This is a genomic window from Pokkaliibacter sp. MBI-7, from assembly GCF_029846635.1.
Classification (GTDB): Bacteria; Pseudomonadota; Gammaproteobacteria; order Pseudomonadales; family Balneatricaceae; genus Pokkaliibacter.
The window spans coordinates 1,745,305-1,766,439 of record NZ_JARVTG010000001.1; the positions used below are offsets into that span (position 1 = coordinate 1,745,305).

At 59.8% G+C, this 21,135-nt stretch carries 14 protein-coding genes; 12 read left to right on the top strand and 2 right to left on the bottom strand.

Annotated elements, in window-relative coordinates; all coding sequences use genetic code 11:
* Window positions 1-469: 469 nt before the first annotated feature.
* The 12 genes from atzF to QCD60_RS07885 all read left to right on the top strand — a co-directional run bounded on the left by atzF (window position 470) and on the right by QCD60_RS07885 (window position 19,668).
* Window positions 470-2,284 (top strand): allophanate hydrolase, encoded by a 1,815-nt coding sequence (gene atzF / locus QCD60_RS07830; RefSeq protein ID WP_279783986.1) that lies wholly within the window; start codon window positions 470-472, stop codon window positions 2,282-2,284.
* A 21-nt stretch (window positions 2,285-2,305) separates the two neighbouring features.
* Window positions 2,306-5,947 (top strand): urea carboxylase, encoded by a 3,642-nt coding sequence (gene uca, locus QCD60_RS07835; protein WP_279783988.1) that lies wholly within the window; start codon window positions 2,306-2,308, stop codon window positions 5,945-5,947.
* Window positions 5,948-5,974: 27 nt separating this feature from the next.
* The gene (locus tag QCD60_RS07840) at window positions 5,975-6,706 is read left to right on the top strand and encodes a GntR family transcriptional regulator (RefSeq protein ID WP_279783990.1); all 732 of its coding nucleotides are present in this window, start codon (window positions 5,975-5,977) and stop codon (window positions 6,704-6,706) included.
* Window positions 6,707-6,948: 242 nt separating this feature from the next.
* Window positions 6,949-8,205, top strand: a complete 1,257-nt coding sequence (gene urtA, locus QCD60_RS07845; RefSeq protein ID WP_279787897.1) for an urea ABC transporter substrate-binding protein — start codon at window positions 6,949-6,951, stop codon at window positions 8,203-8,205.
* A 224-nt stretch (window positions 8,206-8,429) separates the two neighbouring features.
* Window positions 8,430-9,965, top strand: coding sequence for an urea ABC transporter permease subunit UrtB (gene urtB / locus QCD60_RS07850; protein ID WP_279787898.1), 1,536 nt, complete (start codon window positions 8,430-8,432; stop codon window positions 9,963-9,965).
* 2 nt (window positions 9,966-9,967) lie between these two features.
* Entirely contained in the window at window positions 9,968-11,104 is a 1,137-nt protein-coding gene (gene urtC, locus QCD60_RS07855; protein WP_279783993.1) for an urea ABC transporter permease subunit UrtC, read from the top strand.
* A 5-nt stretch (window positions 11,105-11,109) separates the two neighbouring features.
* Window positions 11,110-11,970, top strand: a complete 861-nt coding sequence (gene urtD / locus QCD60_RS07860; protein ID WP_279787899.1) for an urea ABC transporter ATP-binding protein UrtD — start codon at window positions 11,110-11,112, stop codon at window positions 11,968-11,970.
* A gap of 11 nt (window positions 11,971-11,981) precedes the next feature.
* Window positions 11,982-12,677: an urea ABC transporter ATP-binding subunit UrtE gene (urtE, locus tag QCD60_RS07865; RefSeq protein ID WP_279783994.1), complete on the top strand. Its 696-nt coding sequence runs from the start codon at window positions 11,982-11,984 to the stop codon at window positions 12,675-12,677.
* A 359-nt stretch (window positions 12,678-13,036) separates the two neighbouring features.
* A complete protein-coding gene (locus tag QCD60_RS07870) occupies window positions 13,037-13,573 on the top strand; it encodes a molybdopterin-dependent oxidoreductase (protein WP_279783996.1) in 537 nt (178 codons plus the stop codon).
* A gap of 6 nt (window positions 13,574-13,579) precedes the next feature.
* Entirely contained in the window at window positions 13,580-15,169 is a 1,590-nt protein-coding gene (locus QCD60_RS07875) for a GGDEF domain-containing protein (protein ID WP_279783998.1), read from the top strand.
* A gap of 251 nt (window positions 15,170-15,420) precedes the next feature.
* The gene (locus tag QCD60_RS07880) at window positions 15,421-16,512 is read left to right on the top strand and encodes an efflux RND transporter periplasmic adaptor subunit (RefSeq protein WP_279784000.1); all 1,092 of its coding nucleotides are present in this window, start codon (window positions 15,421-15,423) and stop codon (window positions 16,510-16,512) included.
* Between the two features lie 3 nt (window positions 16,513-16,515).
* Window positions 16,516-19,668 carry an efflux RND transporter permease subunit gene (locus QCD60_RS07885; protein WP_279784002.1) on the top strand — a complete coding sequence of 1,051 codons (3,153 nt, stop codon included), beginning with the start codon at window positions 16,516-16,518 and terminating at the stop codon, window positions 19,666-19,668.
* 38 nt (window positions 19,669-19,706) lie between these two features.
* Here the strand turns inward: QCD60_RS07885 and QCD60_RS07890 are convergent, their stop codons facing one another.
* Both QCD60_RS07890 and QCD60_RS07895 read right to left on the bottom strand, forming a co-directional pair.
* Entirely contained in the window at window positions 19,707-19,973 is a 267-nt protein-coding gene (locus QCD60_RS07890; RefSeq protein WP_104156155.1) for a hypothetical protein, read from the bottom strand.
* A 145-nt stretch (window positions 19,974-20,118) separates the two neighbouring features.
* Window positions 20,119-21,078, bottom strand: coding sequence for a 2-oxoglutarate and iron-dependent oxygenase domain-containing protein (locus QCD60_RS07895; protein WP_279784005.1), 960 nt, complete (start codon window positions 21,076-21,078; stop codon window positions 20,119-20,121).
* Window positions 21,079-21,135: the final 57 nt, after the last annotated feature.

The window sequence follows — 21,135 nt, forward strand, 5'->3', positions numbered from 1 at the left end:
GCTTTTCGACGCAAGCCGCCCACCGCAGTGTGCACAGGCATCGTCGTACCCCGCGTCGTTATTAAGGTGTGGGGAGAGAAGCACCTGTTTGCTGGCAAACAATCTGACACCGAGCGCTTCCCGCTCGGGACAATGAACCGCTGCAGCTCCCGAAATGGTTGCGCCTAAACACAGCGCGGCGGTCCATGTGGGCGGTGCAAGGCCGCCCTTTGCCCTGAGCGTCGCATTCAGTGTTTCAACACCGCTTGCCTGTGCCCTGATCCGGTTCATTAGCCGGGATATTCGACAGTTTTTGGTGCAGCCCGAGCGAACACAGCCCCCTGCCGTAACCCTCTCTCTTTTTTCCATTCCCTGTGCAGTGGATTGATCTCATTCAGCTTTTTTCCTTTTGTGCAGTGCAGGTGAGAAATGGCACAGGCCTTGCTGAATACCATCTTGAATACAAGATTGGATACCAAGGACTTTCACCATGCACATCGATCTGGGCTGGACCATCCAAGAGTGGCAGGACGCATACCGCAGCGCCGCTTTGACGCCGCGCGACGCCTTGCCTGCACTGCTGGCGCAGTATCCCGCCGACGACCCCGCCTGGATCAGTGTGATCACGCCAGCCCAGCTGCAGCAGCAACTGGAAGCGCTGGATACGCTGCTGGCCAGCGTCGGGGGCGACCTCAGCCAGCTGCCCCTGTACGGAGTGCCTTTCGCCGCCAAGGACAATATCGACTTCGCCGGTATTGCCACCACCGCGGCCTGCCCCGAATTCGCCTTTCTGCCCGAACAGGATGCCTTTGTGATTGCCCAGCTGCGCAAGGCCGGAGCGGTGCTGATGGGCAAAACCAATCTTGATCAGTTTGCCACCGGTCTGGTGGGCACCCGCTCGCCCTACGGCGAAGTGCCCAACAGCTTCAAACCGGAATACGTCAGTGGCGGCTCCAGTTCCGGCTCCGCGTCGGTGGTGGCCCGCGGTCTGGTGACCTTCTCACTGGGCACCGATACCGCCGGCTCCGGCCGCGTACCGGCTGGTTTCAATAACCTGGTCGGGCTGAAACCCACCCGCGGTGCGCTGAGTAACAGCGGGCTGGTGCCCGCCTGCAAAAGCATTGATTGCATCACCGTGTTCGCCTACAGCGTCGACGATGCCGCCAGCGTGCTGCAGGTCGCTGAAGCTTTTGACCCCCGTGATCCCTATTCCCGCGAGGCTGACCTGTCAGCGCCACGCAGCCTGCCAGCACAGCCGGTGTTCGGCATCCCTGCCAGTATCCCCTGGTTTGATGATCAGCAGGCCGAAGCCGCTTTCGCCGCCGCTAAACAGCAGCTGCTGGAGATGGGCATCACGTTCAAGGAGATCGACTTTAGCCCGCTGTTCGAGATGGCTGCGCTGCTGTACGAAGGCCCCTGGGTCGCCGAACGCATGGCCGCCGTCGACGACTTCTACCGCCAGCAGCCCGATGCCATCAACCCGGTGGTACGCGCCATCATCGAAAAGGCCGCTAACTTCACGGCGGTGGATACCTTCAAGGCCGAATACCGGCGCATGGAGCTGCTACGCATCGCCAATGACATCATCGGCAGTGTCGATGCCCTGTGTGTGCCTACCTCACCGACCATCTATACCCGTGAGCAGATGAAGCAGGAGCCGATCCTGTTCAACAGCCACTACGGCACCTTCACCAACTTCGTCAACTTCGCTGACTGGTGTGCGCTGGCACTGCCCGGCCCGTTACGTGCCGATGACCTGCCTGCGGGCATCACCCTGATTGCGCCGACCTGGCAGGACATTGCCCTGGTGGAGTTTGGCCGCCGCTGGCAGGCCTTCGCACCCTGGACCCGGGGCGCCACCGGTAAAGCCCTGCCCGTCACCGCCGCCCCTCGCCATGACACCCCCGCAGGCTGGATCCGGGTGGCCGTGGTCGGTGCTCATCTCAGTGGCATGCCGCTCAACACCCAGCTGATCGAGCGCCACGCCCTGCTCGCTGAACAGACCACCACCAGTGCTGACTACCGCCTGTTTGCCCTGCCCAACAGCACGCCGCCGAAACCCGGCCTGCTTAAGGTCGCCGCCGGTGAAGGCGCACCCATCAGCGTCGAGCTGTGGGACATGCCGCTGACGGCCTTTGGCTCCTTCGTCGGCCTGATTCCGCCACCGCTGGGGATTGGCAACCTGACCCTGGCCGATGGCCGTACGGTGAAAGGTTTTATCTGTGAACCCTGGGCCCTGCAGGGCGCCCGCGACATTACCGAGTTTGGCGGCTGGCGTGCCTACATCGCCAGCCTGAAGTCCTGAGCGGCGAAGGGGAGAAAGGCCATGTTCAACAAGATACTGATCGCCAACCGCGGCGAGATTGCGGTACGCATCATCCGTACCCTGCGCAGCATGGGTATTCACAGCGTGGCGGTGTACTCCGAAGCCGACCGCAACAGCCCCCATGTCACGCTGGCCGACGAAGCCATCTGCATCGGTGCGGCGGCCCCGTCAGAGAGCTATTTGCGCGGTGATGTCATTCTCGATGTGGCGCAGGAAACCGGTGTACAGGCCATCATCCCCGGCTACGGCTTCCTGTCAGAGAACGCCGAGTTTGCCGAGCAGTGCGAAGCCGCTGGCATCGTCTTTATTGGCCCTACTCCCGATCAGATTCGCCGTTTTGGCCTCAAACACACCTCACGTGAGCTGGCAGCTGCCGCAGGCGTTCCCCTGACGCCCGGCACCGGCCTGCTGAACAGTCTCGATGAAGCCCGCCACAGCGCGGCAGCGCTGGGTTATCCGGTGATGCTGAAAAGCACCGCAGGCGGTGGCGGCATCGGCCTGACCCGCTGCGCCAGTGAGGCCGAGCTGGTGGATGCCTATGAATCGGTACAGCGGCTGGGCAAGAGCTTCTTCAGCAACAGCGGGGTGTTTCTCGAGCGCTATGTGGACAATGCCCGCCATATCGAGGTGCAGATTTTCGGCGACGGCAAGGGTGAAGTCATCGCGTTGGGTGAGCGTGACTGCTCATTGCAGCGCCGCAACCAGAAGGTGGTGGAAGAAACCCCTGCCCCCGGCATCAATGCAGCCACCCGTAAAGCGCTGCTGGAGGCGGCAGTGTGTCTGGGCAAGAGCGTCCACTACCAGTCGGCAGGCACCGTTGAATTTATCTACGACACCGCCCGCGAAGCCTTCTACTTCCTTGAGGTCAACACCCGCCTGCAGGTGGAACACCCCATCACCGAGATGGTGACGGGCTTTGATCTGGTGCGCTGGATGGTGGAAATCGCCGCCGGACAGGCACCCGATTTTGCCACCCTCGCCGTGCAGCCACAGGGTGCCGCCATTGAAGTGCGCATCTATGCCGAAGACCCGGCGAAGAACTTTCAGCCGTCACCCGGTGTACTCACCGAAGTCAGCTTCCCCGACCATGTGCGTCTGGATGGCTGGATCAGCACCGGCGCCGAAGTTACCCCCCATTACGACCCGATGCTGGCCAAGCTGATTGTGCATGGCGCGACTCGCAACGAAGCGCTGATCCGCATGAATGAAGCGCTGGCGGCCACCCGTCTGAGCGGCATTGCCACCAATCTGGATTACCTGCGACAGGTGATTGCCGACGAGGTCTTCATGTCTGGCAAAGTCTCCACCCGCGCACTGGAAAGCTTTATCTATCAGCCACAGGTGCTGGAAGTACTCAGCCCCGGCACCTACACCACGGTGCAGGATTACCCCGGCCGTAAAGGGTACTGGGATATCGGTGTGCCGCCGTCCGGGCCGATGGATGACTATGCCTTCCGTCTGGCCAACCGCATCGTCGGCAATGCTGAATCTGCTGCCGGGCTGGAATGCACCATTATCGGCCCGACCCTGAAATTCCATCAGGACAGCGTCATCGCCCTCTGCGGTGCGGTCAGTGAGGCCATGCTGGACGAGCAGCAGGTGCCGTTCTGGCAACCGGTCAGCGTCCGCGCCGGGCAGGTGCTCAAGGTCGGCAAGGCCAGTCAGGGCTGCCGCAGCTATCTGGCCATTCGTGGTGGCTTCGATGTGCCGGTCTACCTCGGCAGTCGTGCCACCTTCGCCCTTGGCCAGTTTGGTGGCCATGCCGGGCGCCCATTGCGAACCGGTGACATGCTGCCCCTCGGCCGCCCTGCGCTGCCCGGTAATGTCGATGCGCCCGTCAGTGAACCCTGCGCCGCCGCAGCCGGGCTGATCCCCGACTATGCCCTGCCACAGCCTGCCGACACGGGCGCGCGGGAATGGCAGATCGGCGTACTGTACGGCCCCCACGGTGCACCGGACTTCTTCACCGAAGAATCCATTACCACCTTCTTTGCCACCGCCTGGGAAGTGCATTACAACTCCAACCGGCTGGGAATCCGCCTCAATGGCCCGAAACCTGAGTGGACCCGCAGTGACGGTGGCGAGGCGGGCCTGCATCCCTCCAACGTCCATGACTGCGAATATGCCATCGGCAGTATCAACTTCACCGGCGACATGCCCGTCATTCTTACCCATGACGGCCCCAGCCTCGGCGGCTTCGTCTGCCCGGTCACCATCGTCAAGGCCGAGCTGTGGAAGGTCGGACAGGTCAAACCGGGGGATCGCATCCGCTTCAGGGCGATGAATTTCGATCAGGCTCTGGCACTGGAAAACGCGCAGGACGAAGCCATCGCCAGCCTGCATCCGGTCACACCGGTCGCTGTCGTCGCCACGCCCACCCCGCTGGGCACGGTGTCGCCCACGGTACTGGCAGAACTGCCGGAAAAAGGTCATCGCCCGCAGGTGGCCTACCGTCAGGCCGGAGACAAGTACCTCCTGCTCGAATACGGCCCCATGGTGCTGGATCTGCGTTTCCGCTTCCGCGTGCATGCGCTGATGGAAGCGCTGAAACGCACGCCCATCAAAGGCGTGGAGGAGCTGTCACCCGGCGTACGCTCGCTGCAGATTCGCTACGACAGCCGGCTGATCCACCAGCGCGAGCTGCTGCAGGCGCTGCTGGCACTGGAAGACACCCTGCCTGCGGTGGACTCCATGCGCATCCCCACCCGGGTAGTGCACCTGCCCATGGCGTTTGAGGATTCCGCCACCCTGGATGCCGTGGCCCGCTATCGCCAGTCCGTGAAAGACAAGGCGCCCTGGCTGCCCAACAACGTTGACTTCATCCAGCGCATCAACGGCCTCGACAGCCGTGACGATGTCCGTGATGTGGTCTTCAGTGCCAGCTACATGGTGCTGGGTCTGGGTGACGTCTACCTCGGCGCCCCCTGTGCCGTGCCAGTCGACCCGCGGCACCGGCTGCTGACCTCCAAGTACAACCCGGCGCGCACCTACACCGCCGAAGGCACGGTCGGTATCGGCGGGGTCTACATGTGCATCTACGGCATGGACTCACCCGGCGGCTATCAGCTGGTGGGCCGCACCCTGCCCATCTGGAACACCTTCCTCAAGAACACCCAGTTCAGCGCCGGTGAGCCGTGGCTGCTGCGCTTCTTCGATCAGGTGCGCTTCTACCCGGTCAGTGAAGAGGAGCTGACCCGCCTGCGTGAAGACTTCCGTCAGGGCCGGGCCAGCATCCGCATCGAGGAGGAAGTGTTTGATCTGGCCCTGTATGAGCAGTTCCTCACTGACAACGAGGGCTCCATCAGTGCCTTCAAGGCGCGCCAGCAACAGGCCTTTACCACCGAAGTGGCACTGTGGCAGCAGCAATACGGCGATGAGGCCAGCCATGAGCAGGAAGAGGAAGCACCTGCACTCGACCATGACGGCCATGTGGTACAGGCCGACATCAGCGGCAACATCTGGAAGCTGCTGGTGGAGCACGGCGTCAGCGTGGAGGAAGGCGAACCGCTGGTCATCGTTGAGGCGATGAAAATGGAGTTTGCCATTCATGCCCCGGTATCCGGTACGATCAAGGCTTTACATTGCCGCCCAGGCAAGCCCGTCAACGCGGGTGATGCTCTGGTGGTTATCGAGCCTGCGTAACCGCGCGTATACCGAAGGACAATTCTGATGAGTGAATCCCTGGACAGCACCGCCAGCAGCAACGGCGCCCCGGAGGGGAAAAAGCCGCTCAAGCGTCGCCCGGAAAACCTGGCTGAGCGTATCTACGCCCAGCTCAAGGACGATATTTTCGAGTTTCGTCTGCTGCCGGGGGACCGTTTTACCGAGCAGGACATTGCTGCCCAGACCGACGCCAGCCGCACGCCGGTGCGTGAGGCCCTGTACCGGCTGCAGCGTGAAGGCTATGTGGATGTGCACTTTCGCAGTGGCTGGCAGGTCAGGCCGTTCGACTTCCGCTACTTCGAGGATCTGTATGACGTGCGCATCATCCTCGAGACCGCTGCGGTCAAACGCCTGTGCGAAAGGGAGAGTACCGCACCACAGCTGGAAGACCTGAAACGCATCTGGATGGTGCCTGCCGAAGAGCGTCTGCAGGATGGTCCCACTGTCTCCGGGCTGGATGAGCGCTTCCACATGATGCTGGTGGAAGCCACCGGCAACAAGGAAATGGCCGCCATCCACAAGAGTGTGACGGAGAAGATTCGCATTATCCGCCGGCTGGACTTCACCAAGCCGTTCCGGGTGGAAGCGACCTACAACGAACACGCCAAAATTCTGGGGCTGATCATCCAGCGTCGTGCCGATCAGGCGCAGTCGCTGCTGAAGTCTCACATTGAGGAAAGCAAGGCCGAAGTGCGCAAGATCACCCTGCACATGCTGCACACGGCACGAGGAGAATAACGAAACAGGCCGCTGAAAAGCACACCGACGCTTTTCGACGACCGGTAGATGCACTCGCCACAGGACTGCCACCGCCTGCCGCCCGGCACAGAGTCAGCAGCCTGAAGTGCACACCATGCCCGCAGTACCCGAAGTAGTACGAACGATCACCGCCACAAACGACAAGCAAGTTGACAAGATAGGGAGCAGTTCGAATGAAACGTAGAAGCTTAATCAAGAGCATGTGTGCCACCGGGGTTGCCATGGGCATGGGCATCAGCCTGCGTAACAGCTGGGCGGCGGGTGACACCATCAAGGTCGGGGTACTTCACTCCCTGTCCGGCACCATGGCCATCAGCGAGACCACGCTGAAAGACACCATGCTGATGCTGATCGAGGAGCAGAACAAGAAAGGCGGTCTGCTGGGCAAGCAACTGGAAGCGGTCGTCGTCGACCCTGCCTCCAACTGGCCGCTGTTTGCCGAAAAAACCCGTGAACTGCTGGAAAAGGACAAGGTATCAGCCATTTTCGGCTGCTGGACCTCAGTCTCGCGCAAATCCGTGCTGCCGGTCGTGGAAGAACTGAACGGCCTGCTGTTCTATCCGGTGCAGTTCGAGGGCGAAGAGTCGTCCCGCAACGTGTTCTATACCGGTGCGGCGCCCAACCAGCAGGCCATTCCTGCGGTGGATTACCTGATGAACGAAGGCGGGGTAAAACGCTGGGTACTGGCCGGTACCGATTACGTTTATCCGCGCACCACCAACAAGATTCTCGAAGCTTACCTGAAGTCCAAAGGCGTGGCCGAGAGCGACATCATGATCAACTACACCCCCTTCGGCCATTCTGACTGGCAGTCCATCGTTGCCGACATCAAGCGCTTCGGCTCTGAAGGCAAGAAAACCGCGGTGGTGTCGACCATCAACGGTGATGCCAACGTGCCGTTCTACCGTGAGCTGGGCAACCAGAGCATTTCTGCCGAAGACATCCCGGTAGTGGCCTTCTCGGTCGGTGAGGAAGAGCTGTCCGGTATCGACGCCAAACCGCTGGTCGGCCACCTCGCCGCCTGGAACTACTTCATGAGCGAAGACACAGGGGAAAACAGCGAATTCATCAAGAAGTGGCATGCCTTTATCAAAAGCGAAAAACGTGTCACCAACGACCCGATGGAAGCGCACTACATTGGCTTCAACATGTGGGTGAAGGCGGTAGAGAAGGCGGGCAGTATCGAGTCCGACAAGGTGATCGACGCCATCGTCGGTATCGAAACCCCCAACCTGACCGGCGGCACCTCGGTCATGCTGCCCAACCACTACATCACCAAACCCGTGCTGATCGGCGAGATTCAGGAAGACGGCCAGTTCGCCACGGTGTGGAAAACCGATGGACTGGTCAAGGGTGATGCCTGGTCCGACTACCTGCCGGAAGACCAGAACGTCATCGCCGACTGGACCGACCCGATCAAGTGCGGCCACTACAACACCGAAACCAAGGTCTGTAGCGGTGGCCAGAACAACGGCTAGCCGCTGACCTGGCTCTTTCAGCCGACACGCAGGCGCTACACAAGTCCCTCTCCCCAAGGGAGAGGGCAGCCACACGCTGCGCATCTGTAACAGGTAAAAGTGCGTTTCCTCCCGGGAGGGACAGCCCCCATTATCCACCCGCAAGACAGGCAGACAGGATTGTGAACAGAGCAAACCCCGCAAGGTACTGGCTTATCGGCCTGCTCGTGCTGATGCTGTGGAGCATGACCACACTGGCGCGCGCCAATGATTTCGACACCCTGGCCAGCCAGCTCGCAGCAGCCAGCTTCAAACAGAAGGGCGAACTGGTGGAGCAGCTGGCCCAGACCCAGGATCCACGGGCGCCCGCCCTGCTCAGCGCTTTTCTTGACGGTGAGCTGTACAGCAGCAAGGACACCCCCGCGCAGCTGCTGATCAGGCAGGGCGACACCTTTACCGATGCCCTGAGTGGTGCTGTGGTCAGCGAGGCCAGTGGCAAGAAACTGATCGTCAACAACGCCCTGCGCGGCCAGCTGCGTGACCTGCTGGCTTTTATGAGCCTGTTATCGAAAGAACCTGCTGACCGTCTGCAGGCCGCACAGCGCCTGCTCAGTGCTGGCTCCACCGCAGCTCAGCTGCCACGTCTGCAGAAAGTCTTTGCCACCGAAACCGACGAGCAGGTCAGAGCCGTCCTCGGTGACGTGATCGCCGTGGCAGAACTGGGCAGCCCGAACACATCACTGCGTCTGCTGGCCGTCGATACCCTGCGTGGTTCGCTGTCACCGGAAGTGCGCGCCCGTCTGGATCAGGTGGCGAATCAGGACAGCGATGCCGAAGTCCGGCAGGCCGCCGCCAGTGCCCTTACATCGATCCAGAGCAAGATTGATTTCAACCTGCTGCTGCAGAACATTTTCTTCGGCCTGAGCCTCGGCTCAGTGCTGTTACTGGCGGCAGTCGGCCTGGCCATCACCTTCGGCGTCATGGGGGTGATCAACATGGCCCATGGCGAGCTGATCATGATCGGTGCCTACACCACTTGGGTGGTGCAGCAGCTGATGCCCAACCATATCGGCATCAGCATTCTGGTCGCCATTCCCGCCGCCTTCGTGGTGTCCGGGCTGGTCGGTATCGCCATTGAGCGCTGCGTTATCCGTTTCCTCTATGGCCGCCCGCTGGAAACCCTGCTGGCCACCTTCGGCATCAGCCTGATTCTGCAGCAGGCTGTGCGCAGTCTGTTCTCGCCGCTGAACCGGGCAGTGACCACGCCCGACTGGATGAGCGGCTCGTGGCAGATCAACCCGATCCTGTCCCTGACCTATAACCGTCTGTATATCCTGATTTTTGCCCTGATCGTGTTCTTCGCCCTGATGCTGGTCCTGAAGCGCACCAGCCTCGGCCTCAAGGTCCGGGCGGTATCGCAGAACCGGGCCATGGCGCGGGCGGTTGGCGTGCGAGCCAACCGTGTTGATGCGCTGACCTTCGGCCTCGGTGCCGGCATCGCCGGGGTCGCCGGAGTGGCCCTGTCGCAGCTGACCAACGTTGGCCCCAACCTCGGTCAGGCCTACATTATCGACTCCTTCATGGTGGTGGTGTTCGGTGGTGTCGGCAATCTGTGGGGCACCCTGGTAGGCGCCATGGGCCTGGGGGTGGTCAACAAGTTCCTTGAACCCTATTCCGGCGCGGTGCTGGCCAAGATTCTGGCACTGGTGTTCATCATTCTGTTTATCCAGAAACGGCCACGCGGACTGTTCCCGCAGAAAGGCCGGGCAGCGGAGGCCTGATCATGCTGATACGTCGTCTGTTGGAAAACGACCGGGGCGGTCAGATCGTTCTGCTGGTACTGCTGGCCCTGCTGGTGGTCGTACCTCTGCTGAGTCTGGGCGTCAGTGACACCTCGGCCTGGCATCTGTCGACCTATAACGTCACCCTGCTCGGCAAGTATCTGTGTTACGCCCTGCTGGCTCTGTCGCTTGACCTGATCTGGGGCTACTGCGGCATTCTGTCTCTTGGTCACGGCGCCTTCTTTGCCCTCGGCGGCTATTGCATGGGCATGTACCTGATGCGGCAGATCGGCGACCGCGGCGTCTATGGCAACCCCGAGCTGCCGGACTTCATGGTCTTTCTCAACTGGGATCATCTGCCCTGGTACTGGCATGGCTTCGACATGTTCTGGTTTGCCATGCTGATGGTGGTGCTGGTACCCGGTCTGCTGGCGCTGGTGTTCGGCTGGCTGGCGTTTCGTTCACGGGTGACCGGTGTCTATCTGTCCATCATCACACAAGCGCTGACCTATGCCCTGCTGCTGACCTTCTTCCGCAACGAGGCAGGCTTTGGCGGCAACAACGGTCTGACGGACTTCAAGGATATCCTCGGTTTTCCGGTACAGGCCGACACCACCCGCATCGGCCTGTTTATCGCTTCGGTACTGGCGCTGATGCTCGGCTATCTGCTTTGCCGCCTGGTCGTCACCTCACGTCTGGGGCGGGTGATCGTCGCCATCCGTGATGCCGAAAGCCGCACCCGTTTCTCCGGCTATCAGGTTGAGCACTTCAAGCTCTGGCTGTTCGTGCTGTCGGCGATGCTGGCAGGGATTGCCGGTGCACTGTTCGTGCCTCAGGTGGGGATCATCAATCCCGGTGAGTTTTCACCGCTGAACTCCATTGAACTGGTGGTCTGGGTGGCGGTGGGCGGCCGGGCCACACTGTTCGGCGCTATCGCCGGTGCCTTCAGCGTCAACTACGCCAAGACCTGGTTTACCTCGCTCTATCCCGAAGCCTGGCTGTTTGCGCTCGGCGCTCTGTTCGTACTGGTCACCCTGTTCCTGCCCAAAGGGCTGGTCGGGCTGGCTGGTCAGCGTAAATGGCGGCGGACGCCCAAGGCTGCCCTCAGTGGCCTGCCCCAGCAACAGGAGTCTGCATGATGAATATGTCGAGTGTGCTGGAAAAACCCGCCAGTCTGCTGGAGCGGGCGCGGGCCAGTTATCCCCGTGACCGGGTGTTCGAGTTCATGCAGCCGAGGCCGGAGTTCGATCAGCCGGTGGATACCCGCAAGGGGCCGATTCTCTATGTGGAAGGGGTGAGCGTCAGCTTTGACGGCTTCAAAGCGCTGAATAACCTGTCGCTGTATATCAACGACGGCGAACTGCGCTGCATCATCGGCCCGAATGGCGCAGGCAAGACCACCATGATGGATGTCATCACCGGCAAGACCCGACCGGATCAGGGTCAGGTGTATTTCGGCCAGAGCATCAATCTGCTGGCACTGCAGGAACACGAAATTGCCCGCGGCGGTATCGGCCGCAAATTCCAGAAGCCGACCGTACTGGAAACTCTCAGCGTCTACGACAATCTGGAACTGGCGATGGCGTCCAATAAAGGCGTCTGGTCCTGCCTGCTGCACACACTCAACGGTGAGCAGCGCGACCGTATTGCCGAAGTGCTGCACCTGATCCGCCTCACCGCGCAGGCCAGACAGCAGGCGGGAGCCCTGTCGCACGGGCAGAAGCAATGGCTGGAGATCGGCATGCTGCTGATGCAGAACCCCCGCATCCTGCTGGTGGATGAACCGGTAGCCGGGATGACCGGCGAGGAAACCGAGCGCACCGCCGAACTGCTGACCTCACTGGCCGGGCGCCATGCCGTCATTGTGGTCGAGCACGATATGGCCTTTGTGCGCTCCATCGCCCGCACTGTCACGGTGCTGCATCAGGGGTCGGTGCTGGCCGAAGGGTCAATGGACAAGATCCAGAACGATCCGAAGGTTATTGAAGTCTATCTGGGGGAGTAAGGGATTCAGCCATGCTAGAAGTCAACGCAGTAAATCAGTTCTACGGTGAAAGCCATACCCTCTGGGATCTGTCCCTGAGCATTCCCAGGGGCGGCTGCGTCTGCCTGATGGGCCGCAACGGTGTCGGCAAGACCACCCTGCTGAAGGCCGTCATGGGCCTGTTACCGATACGCTCAGGTCAGATCGAGTTTGACGGTCAGCCCGTCAACAGCCTCAGTACCGAAGCCCGCGCCTGTGCGGGCATCGGCTACGTGCCGCAGGGGCGGGAAATCTTCCCGATGCTGACCGTGGAGGAAAACCTGCAGATTTCCCTCGGTGCCCGCAAGGATCGCAGCAGGAAGATCCCCGACAAGATCTATCAGCTGTTCCCGGTACTGAAAGAAATGCGTCATCGCCGCGGTGGTGACCTGTCCGGCGGCCAGCAACAACAGCTGGCCATTGGCCGCGCGCTGGTGCTGGAGCCCAAGATGCTGATTCTGGATGAACCTACCGAGGGCATTCAGCCCAATATCGTGCGAGAAATCGGTGAGGTGATCCGTACCCTCAATCAGCAGGAAGGGCTGACCGTGTTGCTGGTGGAACAAAAGCTGCCTTTTGCGCGTAGGGTGGGCAGTGATTTCCGCCTGCTCGACAAGGGCCAGCTGGTGGCACAGGGGCCGATGGCCGAGCTGACCGACGGGGTGGTGAAAGAGTATCTGAGTGTCTGAAAAAGACCGGCAGTGTCGCTGCCACAGCGACTTCAGCCCGGTACTTTTATGAATAAAGCCAAGCACTTGCCCGCAAGGAGATAGACATACACTGACGACATAACGGGAAATACATTTATGCTCTGACTGGCGGCGCCTTTGGGTGTGTCTATCACGACAAAGAAAGTAATTTTTCTACAAAACGCCCCGGTGCTTTCGAATTTCCCCGGCTTTGATCCATAATACTGAGACTTTTTACATGACTGAGTGCTGCTGCTTCTTTCATCAGTCCTGCTGATGAATCAGACCACGGCATTTTGCATGCCCTTTGCATTACCCTGGTCCATCCGGTGGACTCTAACCTCATTCAGGAATGTCTCATGGTCAGTCAGGCAGTCACGCGACCACTGCTCCGTGTCGTTGCTACCGTTCTGGTAGCTTTTTCAGCCGCCTTTGGCCTGTCAGGCGCTCAGGCCAGCGATGCACCCTATCCCGCGGATCGCCCGGTGCTGACCATTACGGCTGCCCACCATGAGCAGGTTGTGCTTACCCTGCAACAGCTGGAAGCCATGCCCTCCAAAACCATTGGTGCCTTCTTCCCCAACCTGAACGACAGCGATCATTCATCACAGTGGCGTGGCATCCCCCTCAGTGAAGTGCTGAAGCTGGTCGATGAAAAAGACAAAGGCGTCAACATATTTGCATTGAACAATTATTCTCATCCGATTCCTGCCGACGATATCACTCAATACGATCCGATTGTGGCCTATCAGCGCGATGGCAATTATATGGCGGTACGCAACTATGGGCCGCTGATTGTCATATACCCATTGGATGACAAGCCCAATCTGCGTAATCAGGATATTTATGCCCGCATGGTATGGCAGGTAGAAAAGATTGATGTAGACGCTGAGTAATCAACGATGCGGTATCTCTGGCAGCTGTTCGTCGAGATGCTGAAGGATCGACGCCAGCGGATGGTGTTGGTGACGGTGCTTGCCCTGGCGCTTTTCTGCGCTATGGTGGCAGGCACTGCCCTGAAGCTGGTCAATGAACAGAATGACATTCTGGCGCAACCCAAGCTGCTGGTGAAAGGGGGGATCTGGCACCTTTATCGTGCCTATTACGAACTGAACGACCTGCCTAATACGCTGGAAGGCGTCGACTCCGGTCAGCTTGATCCCTACAAGCTGTCGATCCGGCTGCAGGTCGTCGCCAGTCTGCTGGATATCGTGCACAGTCTGCAAAAGGACGCCTTCGCCACCGATGAAAAGGGCGAAAGTCAGCGCACCCTGCTGCATATGATGGATCAGATCAACCACTGGGATCAGCAGGCCTCCAGCAGCACGCCCCTCAGTGACGGCCAGCTGCATCAGCTGACCGGCGATATCCGCCAGCAGCTGCCCAAACTCCTGCATGACATCAACGATCTGGCGGGCACAGCCAACGTCTCGCAAGCCAGTCTGATCGACAGCATGCGCTATCACTATCGCGAGCTGTTCATTCAGCTGGCCTGGGCCGTGGGCGGTCTGGGTATAGCTGGTTTGACTCTGGTGATCTATCTGCTCAGCTACATTTTCCGCGAGCGTCGCCTGAGCGACAGCCTCAGCGAAATGAACAGCTTCCTGGAACTGCGGGTGGAAGAGCGCGCTCACGATGTGCTGGAGCGGGAGGAACGCCTTAAGGCGATTCTGGAAACCAGCCCCAGCGATGTCATCCTGATTCATCCCGATGGCAAAGTGCATTTCGTCAACCAACGCCTGCTGCAGCGTCTGAACTGCACCTCGTACCAGAGCTTTTCGCTCGACCACTTCTTTGCCGACGCCGATGCAGGCCGTGCCTTCTGCCGTAACCTGTCATCCCAGCAGCTGATCGATGAAGTGGAAATGCGCATCGGCATCCGCGACCCGTACTGGGGCGTGGTCTCCGGGCGGGTACTCTATATCGAGCAGGAACCGGCTTACCTGATCTGGAGCTATGACATCAGCCAGCGCAAGGCGATGGAGCAGGAACTGGTCAAGCTGGCCAGCACCGATACCCTCACCGGGCTGCACAACCATCACTCCTTTATCCAGCAGTCCCGTTGCTGGCTGGTCAACAGTGCTCAGCCTGCTTTCTGTGCCTTGCTGATGATCGACATCGACCACTTCAAACAGATCAATGACAACTACGGCCATACCATCGGTGATCAGGCCATCCAGTCTGTCGCCCATACCCTGCAGGCGGGCTTGCGCAAAGGGGAAATCCTCGGCCGCATCAACGGTGAGAAATTCGCGCTGCTGATGCCCATCAGTACCAACGAAGACATCTTCAGTCTGATGGAAGCCCTGCGTCAGCGCATCGAAACCCATCCCATGACCATACAGGATTACACCCTGTATCTGACGGTCAGCGTGGGCGCTGCCTTCTATCGCCCGTCCATGAGTATCGAAGAGCTGCTGGAGCGCGCCGATACCTCCCTCTATCAGGCCAAAGCCATGGGCCGCAACCGGGTGGCCGTCTGGTCTGACTGACGCCTCCGGGCGGCTCATGCTGCCAGCCCGGTGGTTACATAACCGCCCTTTCCAATTCTTTACATAACTCCTAAACTGACCGCCGGTCTGTAAACTTGCGTATTACTGCCTGATTCTTTGCCTGATCTGCACAATCAGCCTGCCATGGCGGTCGCTGTGCCTGATTGGGTTCGACTGGTCTGCCGCCCTTCAACCCAGACTCTGTCTGCCTTGCAGACAGGCACCCAGGCAAAAAATAAGAGATGTCACTGATGAAAAGCGCCACATGGATAGCCGTGCTGTTAGTGATTTGCCTGGCCGTATGGCTGGTCAGCGGTGGGGAAGTCGTCACCGCCGCCACTGAGCCTCCCGCGCCACAGCAAGCCGATGCCCCTGCCTCCTCTGCTCCCGTCAGGGTCGAAGTGCTGCACTCAGCCGCCCAGAGCATCACCCGCAACGTCATTATTCAGGGTCAGGTAGAGGCCCGCCGGGTGGTGCGCCTGAAAGCCGAGACCAGCGGCCGGGTCAAGGAGCTACCCATCGTCCGCGGCAGCCGGGTCGGCAGCGGCACTTTACTGGTCGCACTGGAGCTGAACGAACGGGAAGCACAGCGGCAACAGGCAGAAGCTCAGGTGCGCCAGTACGAATATGAGCTTAAGGCAGCCGAAACCCTGAAGCAGAAAGGCTTGCAGGCAGATACCCGGCTGATGGAGCTGCGCGCTCAACTGGCGGCCGCCCGTGCCAGCCTGGCCAGCAGCGTGCAGGATATTGCCCATACCCGCATCAGTGCCCCCATCGACGGTATTCTTGATCAGCGCCCGCTGGAAGTCGGTGACTTTCTCGACCGCGGTGATGCTGTCGCCACACTGGTGGATGACTCGGAAGTCAAGGTCACGGCGATGGTGCCGCAAAACCATCTGCCCAGCCTGCATCTGGGTCAACCAGCATCCGCCCGGCTGCTCGACGGTCGTGAGCTGCACGGGACGCTCAGCTATATCGCCACAGAAGCCGAAAGTGGCAGCCGCAGCTATCGGGTCGAAGTCAGCGTGGCTAACCCCGAACACCAGCGCCTGATAGGCATGTCGGCAACGTTGCAGTTGCCTGTCGCCAGTGTCATGGCGCACTTGCTCTCCCCTGCACTGCTCAGTCTGAACAGTCACAACCAACTGGTGATCAAAGCCGTAGATGGCCGTCAGCAGGTAGCGGAATATCCGGTAAGCATCGTGCGTAGCGCCGAAGACGGGGTGTGGCTGAGTGGTCTGCCCGCCGAGGTGGAGGTCATCAGCACCGGTCAGGGCTTCGTCAGTGCTGGCGACCCCATAGAGCCTGTCGCGGTTACCACCCCGACCGCACAGGGAGGCTGAGGTATGCTGACGCTGATTCGGGCGGCCGTGGATCGCAGCCGTACCACCTTGTTGCTGCTGCTGTTCCTGCTGCTGGCCGGGGCGATGGCGTTCAATGCCATTCCCAAGGAATCCGACCCCGACGTCGCCATTCCCATGATCTATGTCTCCCTGAGCCACGAGGGCATCGCACCGGCAGATGCCGAACGCCTGCTGGTGCGACCGATGGAGAACGAGCTGAAGTCCATTGAGGGAGTGAAGGAAATGACCGCCTTCGCCTCGGAAGGCCATGCCTCGGTCATGCTGGAGTTCGATGCCGGTTTCGACGCTCGCAAAGCACTGGACGATGTGCGCGAGAAAGTCGATACCGCCAAATCCAAACTGCCCGCCGACACCGATGAGCCCGTTGTGCATGAAATCAATGTGGCGCTGTTTCCGGTGCTGTCCATCGCCCTCTCCGGACCCTTGCCTGAGCACCTGCTGGTGCAATATGCCCGCGCCCTGCGGGATGACATTGAAGCGATCCCCGGTGTACTGGAAGTGGAGATCGCCGGTGATCGCGAAGAACAGCTGGAGATTCTGGTCGATCCACTGGTGCTCGACAGTTATCAGGTCAACTATGCCGATCTGTTCGCCACGGTGCAGAACAACAATCAGCTGGTGGCCGCTGGCGCGCTGGACACCGGCTCAGGGCGGATGGTGCTGAAGGTGCCGGGGGTAATCGAAGATATCAACGACCTGCTGTCATTGCCGGTCAAGACCGTGGGCAGCACGGTGGTGCGCTTCTCCGATGTGGCTACGGTGCGCCGTACCTTCAAGGATCCACAGGGCTTTGCCCGGGTCAACGGCCAGCCGGCGCTGACCCTGCAGGTGAAGAAGCGGGTGGGCGCCAATATCATCGACACCATAGATGCCGTGCAGCAGGTGGTGGCACGTCATCAGCAGGTATGGCCCGCTCCACTGGCCATGAGCTATATCCTTGATCAGTCCGGGCAGATCAAGGTGATGCTCAGCGATCTGCTCAATAACGTCGCTTCGGCCATCATTCTGGTGATGATCATCATCCTTGCCGCTATGGGAGTACGCTCATCGCTGCTGGTCGGGCTGGCCATTCCCGGCTCCTTTCTCAGCGGTATCCTGATCCTCTACGGCATCGGCTACACCCTCAATATCGTGGTGCTGTTCTCACTGATTCTGGTGGTGGGGATGCTGGTGGATGGTGCCATTGTGGTGATCGAGCTGGCTGACCGTCTGCAGCAACAGGGCCACAGTGCACGTGAAGCCTACACTCAGGCCGCAGCGAGAATGGCCTGGCCGGTCATTGCCTCAACGGCCACTACACTGGTGGTGTTTCTGCCATTGCTGTTCTGGCCCGGTGTGGTGGGCCAGTTCATGAAGTACCTCCCGATGACGGTACTGATCTGCCTTAGTGCCTCACTGTTCATGGCCCTGATCTTTATGCCGGTGCTGGGCGCCGTGCTCAGTCGCCGCCAGCCACGGCAGCTGATTCAGCTCAACACCCAGGCATCGGCACTGACCCGGGGCTATGCCAGCCTGCTGGCACGCCTGTTACGCCGTCCGGCACTAACCCTGCTGGCGGCGGTGCTGATGCTGATTGGCGCCTATGTTGCCTATGGCCACTGGGGGCACGGGGTGGAGTTTTTCCCGGAAGTGGAGCCGGAATCTGCTCAGGTTCTGATCCATGCCCGTGGCGATCTGTCGATCGAGGAGAAGGATACGCTGGTACGCCGGGTGGAAGCCCGCCTGCAGGGGATGACCGAGCTGCAGGCGCTGTCGGCACGCTCCTTCAATCAGGGTGATACCCAGATGAGCGAAGACACCATCGGCCAGCTGCAGTTTCAGTTCATTGACTGGTATCGCCGTCGCCCTGCCGATGCCATTCTTGCCGATATGCGCCAGCGCACGGCAGACCTTGCAGGTATCCAGCTGGAATTCAACAAGGCCGAGAATGGTCCGGGCCAGGGCAAGCCCATCGAGCTGCAGATATCAGGCGGTACGGATGAGCAACGTAATGCGGCCGTGGCACTGATCCGTCAGCGTATGAACAGTCTCGGTGGCTTTGCCGAGGCGGAAGATGATCGTGCTCTGCCCGGCATCGAATGGCGTCTGCAGGTGGATCGTGAAGAAGCAGCCCGTTTCGGCGCTGACATTGTCACCATCGGCAACGCCGTACAGCTGATCACCTCCGGTATCAAGGTCGCGGACTACCGCCCGGATGACAGTGATGACGAGGTGGATATCCGCGTCCGCCTGCCCGCCGGACAGCGCTCGCTGGGGCAGCTGGATACCATGACGATCAATACCCAGCAGGGGATGGTGGCACTGAGCAACTTCGTCCGGCTGCAGCCCATGCCCAAAACCGGCACCCTGACCCGGGTTGATACACGTCGCACCCTGACCATCAAGAGTGAGGTGGCGCCGGGCTATCTGGCCAATGATCAGGTCCACGCCCTGCAGCAGTCACTGCAGGGCGAGAACTGGCCTGCGACCCTGCGTTTTGAGTTCAAGGGAGAGGATGAAGATCAGCGCGAAACCATGCGTTTTCTGTCACTGGCCTTTGTCACTTCGCTCTTCCTGATGACGCTGATTCTGCTGACTCAGTTCAACAGCCTGTATCAGAGCCTGCTGATTCTGTCGGCTATCGTGTTCTCTACTGCCGGTGTGCTGCTGGGGCTGCTGATTACCGCTCAGCCTTTCGGCATTGTCATGTGTGGCTTGGGCATCATTGCCCTGGCAGGGATAGTGGTGAACAACAACATTGTGCTGATTGATGCCTACAACGAGATGCGCAGCAAAGGTATGGCTCCACTGGAGGCGGCCCTGGAAACCGGCAAGCTGCGCCTGCGCCCGGTGTTTCTGACAGCCATCACCACAGTGCTGGGGCTGATCCCGATGGTGCTGTCACTCAATGTCGACCTGCTCAACCGGCAAATTGCCTGGGGAGCGCCATCAACGCAATGGTGGACGCAGTTGTCATCAGCCATCGCGGGAGGCCTGACCTTCGCTACCCTGCTGACGTTGTTTCTGACCCCCTGTTTACTGGTGCTGGGCGAACAGCTCCTTAGCCGCAGCAAAGCAAGGGCCGTGAATGGGCATAGTACAGTCGACACAGGCGCAGCGGAAACCGATCAGCACAAACAACTACGCCGTGGCTGACCACGGCGTAGTTTGGAAGGGAGTTAAAGGCCGTCGAGTTACAGCGGATGCGGGAAGGCACGTGCTGCGTGGCGATGATTCACACCTGACGGCGTTACATAGAAGCGCGCCTCTTCATCGGTACACTGACCTGCGCGTCCACAGCTCAGATCGTCGTCTTCGCACAGGCAATGGTGCTTGTCGAGGCTATCAGGGACAGGCGATGGCATCGACTGCTGCAGAAATCCAAAGGTAAAGAAGCGGCCAAACAAATGGGCAACATAGTGGTGACGAACACGTTTTTGCACTGCGCTGATGTTGACCATGGAATCTACCTGTGGGTTACGGCGGCTGCCGGACACTATTTATTGCTTAATATTGAGCAAAATATGTACCAGCAGCCGACTTACTCACCCAAAGGGCGTCTTACTTTCTCTGTCAGCCTGAAGTAACTGGCTATACATCAACGGTTTAGCTCGTTTCCTTGTTGCGATAGCTGTAAGTCGCCTTGAACCGCGACTGAATCCAGTCACCACTGGTAACAGGCTGGTAACGCAATGGATGCTCCGTATCGATGCATGTGGGTAAGGTGGTAACCAGCGTATCGAAGTCAGGCTCCACAAAGAAGGGGCTGGAATAGCGATGCACTCCGGCCTGCGGGCTGACTACCCGATGAGCCGTGGAGCGATAGATATCGTTAGTCCAGTGCTGCATCAGGTCACCAATATTGACCACGTAGCTGTCTTCGATAGGGGTGGCATCAATCCACTGACCATCAGCACCGCGTACCTGCAAGCCACCAATCTGATCCTGGCGCAGCAAGGTGATGCAGCCGTAGTCGGTGTGGGCGCCTGCGCCATTGTCATGTACCTGCTCGGGGCGGGGTGGATAGTGAATCACCCGCAGCACCGTGACATGGGTGGAGAACGACTGACTGAAGAAATCCTCTGGCATCTTAAGTGCCAGTGCCATCGCTTTGAGGATACGCATCGCCACGGGGAACAGCTCAGCGTAGTAGCGCTCCATCAATGATTGAAATCCTTCCAGCTGCGGATAGCGATTGGGGCCATACATGCTGGGGCAGCGCTCAACATAGGCGTGCTCCTCAGGCAAATTCAGCGCCATGTCGAATGTTTCCTTCCAGTCTGTTGGCCTGCCTTCCTCCAGCTGCTCAGCACCGATGGAGCCATAACCACGATGGTTGGGGCTCTGGGTAATATCGATGGCGCGCTTGTCGGTATCCGGCAAGGCGAAGAAACGCGCCGACATGTCAAATACCTGCTGTACCAGAACCGGATCGACACCGTGACCGGTGACGTAGAAGAAGCCACGGTCGCGACAGGCGGTATCGATAGCGTCAATGACGGGCTGCCAGGCCTGACGGTCTTCCAGCGCCAGGGGGGAGATATCTATCAGCGGAATACTGCTCATGGTTAATTTCCTGTCTGCATCCTCAGTGAGAGGATAAGCATGTAAACGAAAGGCTCC

What these genes read in the sequence shown, in the direction of transcription:
- atzF (WP_279783986.1), top strand. Translation starts at nt 470, where the DNA reads ATGCACATCGATCTGGGCTGGACCATCCAAGAGTGGCAGGACGCATAC.
- uca (WP_279783988.1), top strand. Translation starts at nt 2,306, where the DNA reads ATGTTCAACAAGATACTGATCGCCAACCGCGGCGAGATTGCGGTACGC.
- QCD60_RS07840 (WP_279783990.1), top strand. Translation starts at nt 5,975, where the DNA reads ATGAGTGAATCCCTGGACAGCACCGCCAGCAGCAACGGCGCCCCGGAG.
- urtA (WP_279787897.1), top strand. Translation starts at nt 6,949, where the DNA reads ATGGGCATGGGCATCAGCCTGCGTAACAGCTGGGCGGCGGGTGACACC.
- urtB (WP_279787898.1), top strand. Translation starts at nt 8,430, where the DNA reads ATGACCACACTGGCGCGCGCCAATGATTTCGACACCCTGGCCAGCCAG.
- urtC (WP_279783993.1), top strand. Translation starts at nt 9,968, where the DNA reads ATGCTGATACGTCGTCTGTTGGAAAACGACCGGGGCGGTCAGATCGTT.
- urtD (WP_279787899.1), top strand. Translation starts at nt 11,110, where the DNA reads ATGTCGAGTGTGCTGGAAAAACCCGCCAGTCTGCTGGAGCGGGCGCGG.
- urtE (WP_279783994.1), top strand. Translation starts at nt 11,982, where the DNA reads ATGCTAGAAGTCAACGCAGTAAATCAGTTCTACGGTGAAAGCCATACC.
- QCD60_RS07870 (WP_279783996.1), top strand. Translation starts at nt 13,037, where the DNA reads ATGGTCAGTCAGGCAGTCACGCGACCACTGCTCCGTGTCGTTGCTACC.
- QCD60_RS07875 (WP_279783998.1), top strand. Translation starts at nt 13,580, where the DNA reads ATGCGGTATCTCTGGCAGCTGTTCGTCGAGATGCTGAAGGATCGACGC.
- QCD60_RS07880 (WP_279784000.1), top strand. Translation starts at nt 15,421, where the DNA reads ATGAAAAGCGCCACATGGATAGCCGTGCTGTTAGTGATTTGCCTGGCC.
- QCD60_RS07885 (WP_279784002.1), top strand. Translation starts at nt 16,516, where the DNA reads ATGCTGACGCTGATTCGGGCGGCCGTGGATCGCAGCCGTACCACCTTG.
- QCD60_RS07890 (WP_104156155.1), bottom strand. Translation starts at nt 19,973, where the DNA reads ATGGTCAACATCAGCGCAGTGCAAAAACGTGTTCGTCACCACTATGTT.
- QCD60_RS07895 (WP_279784005.1), bottom strand. Translation starts at nt 21,078, where the DNA reads ATGAGCAGTATTCCGCTGATAGATATCTCCCCCCTGGCGCTGGAAGAC.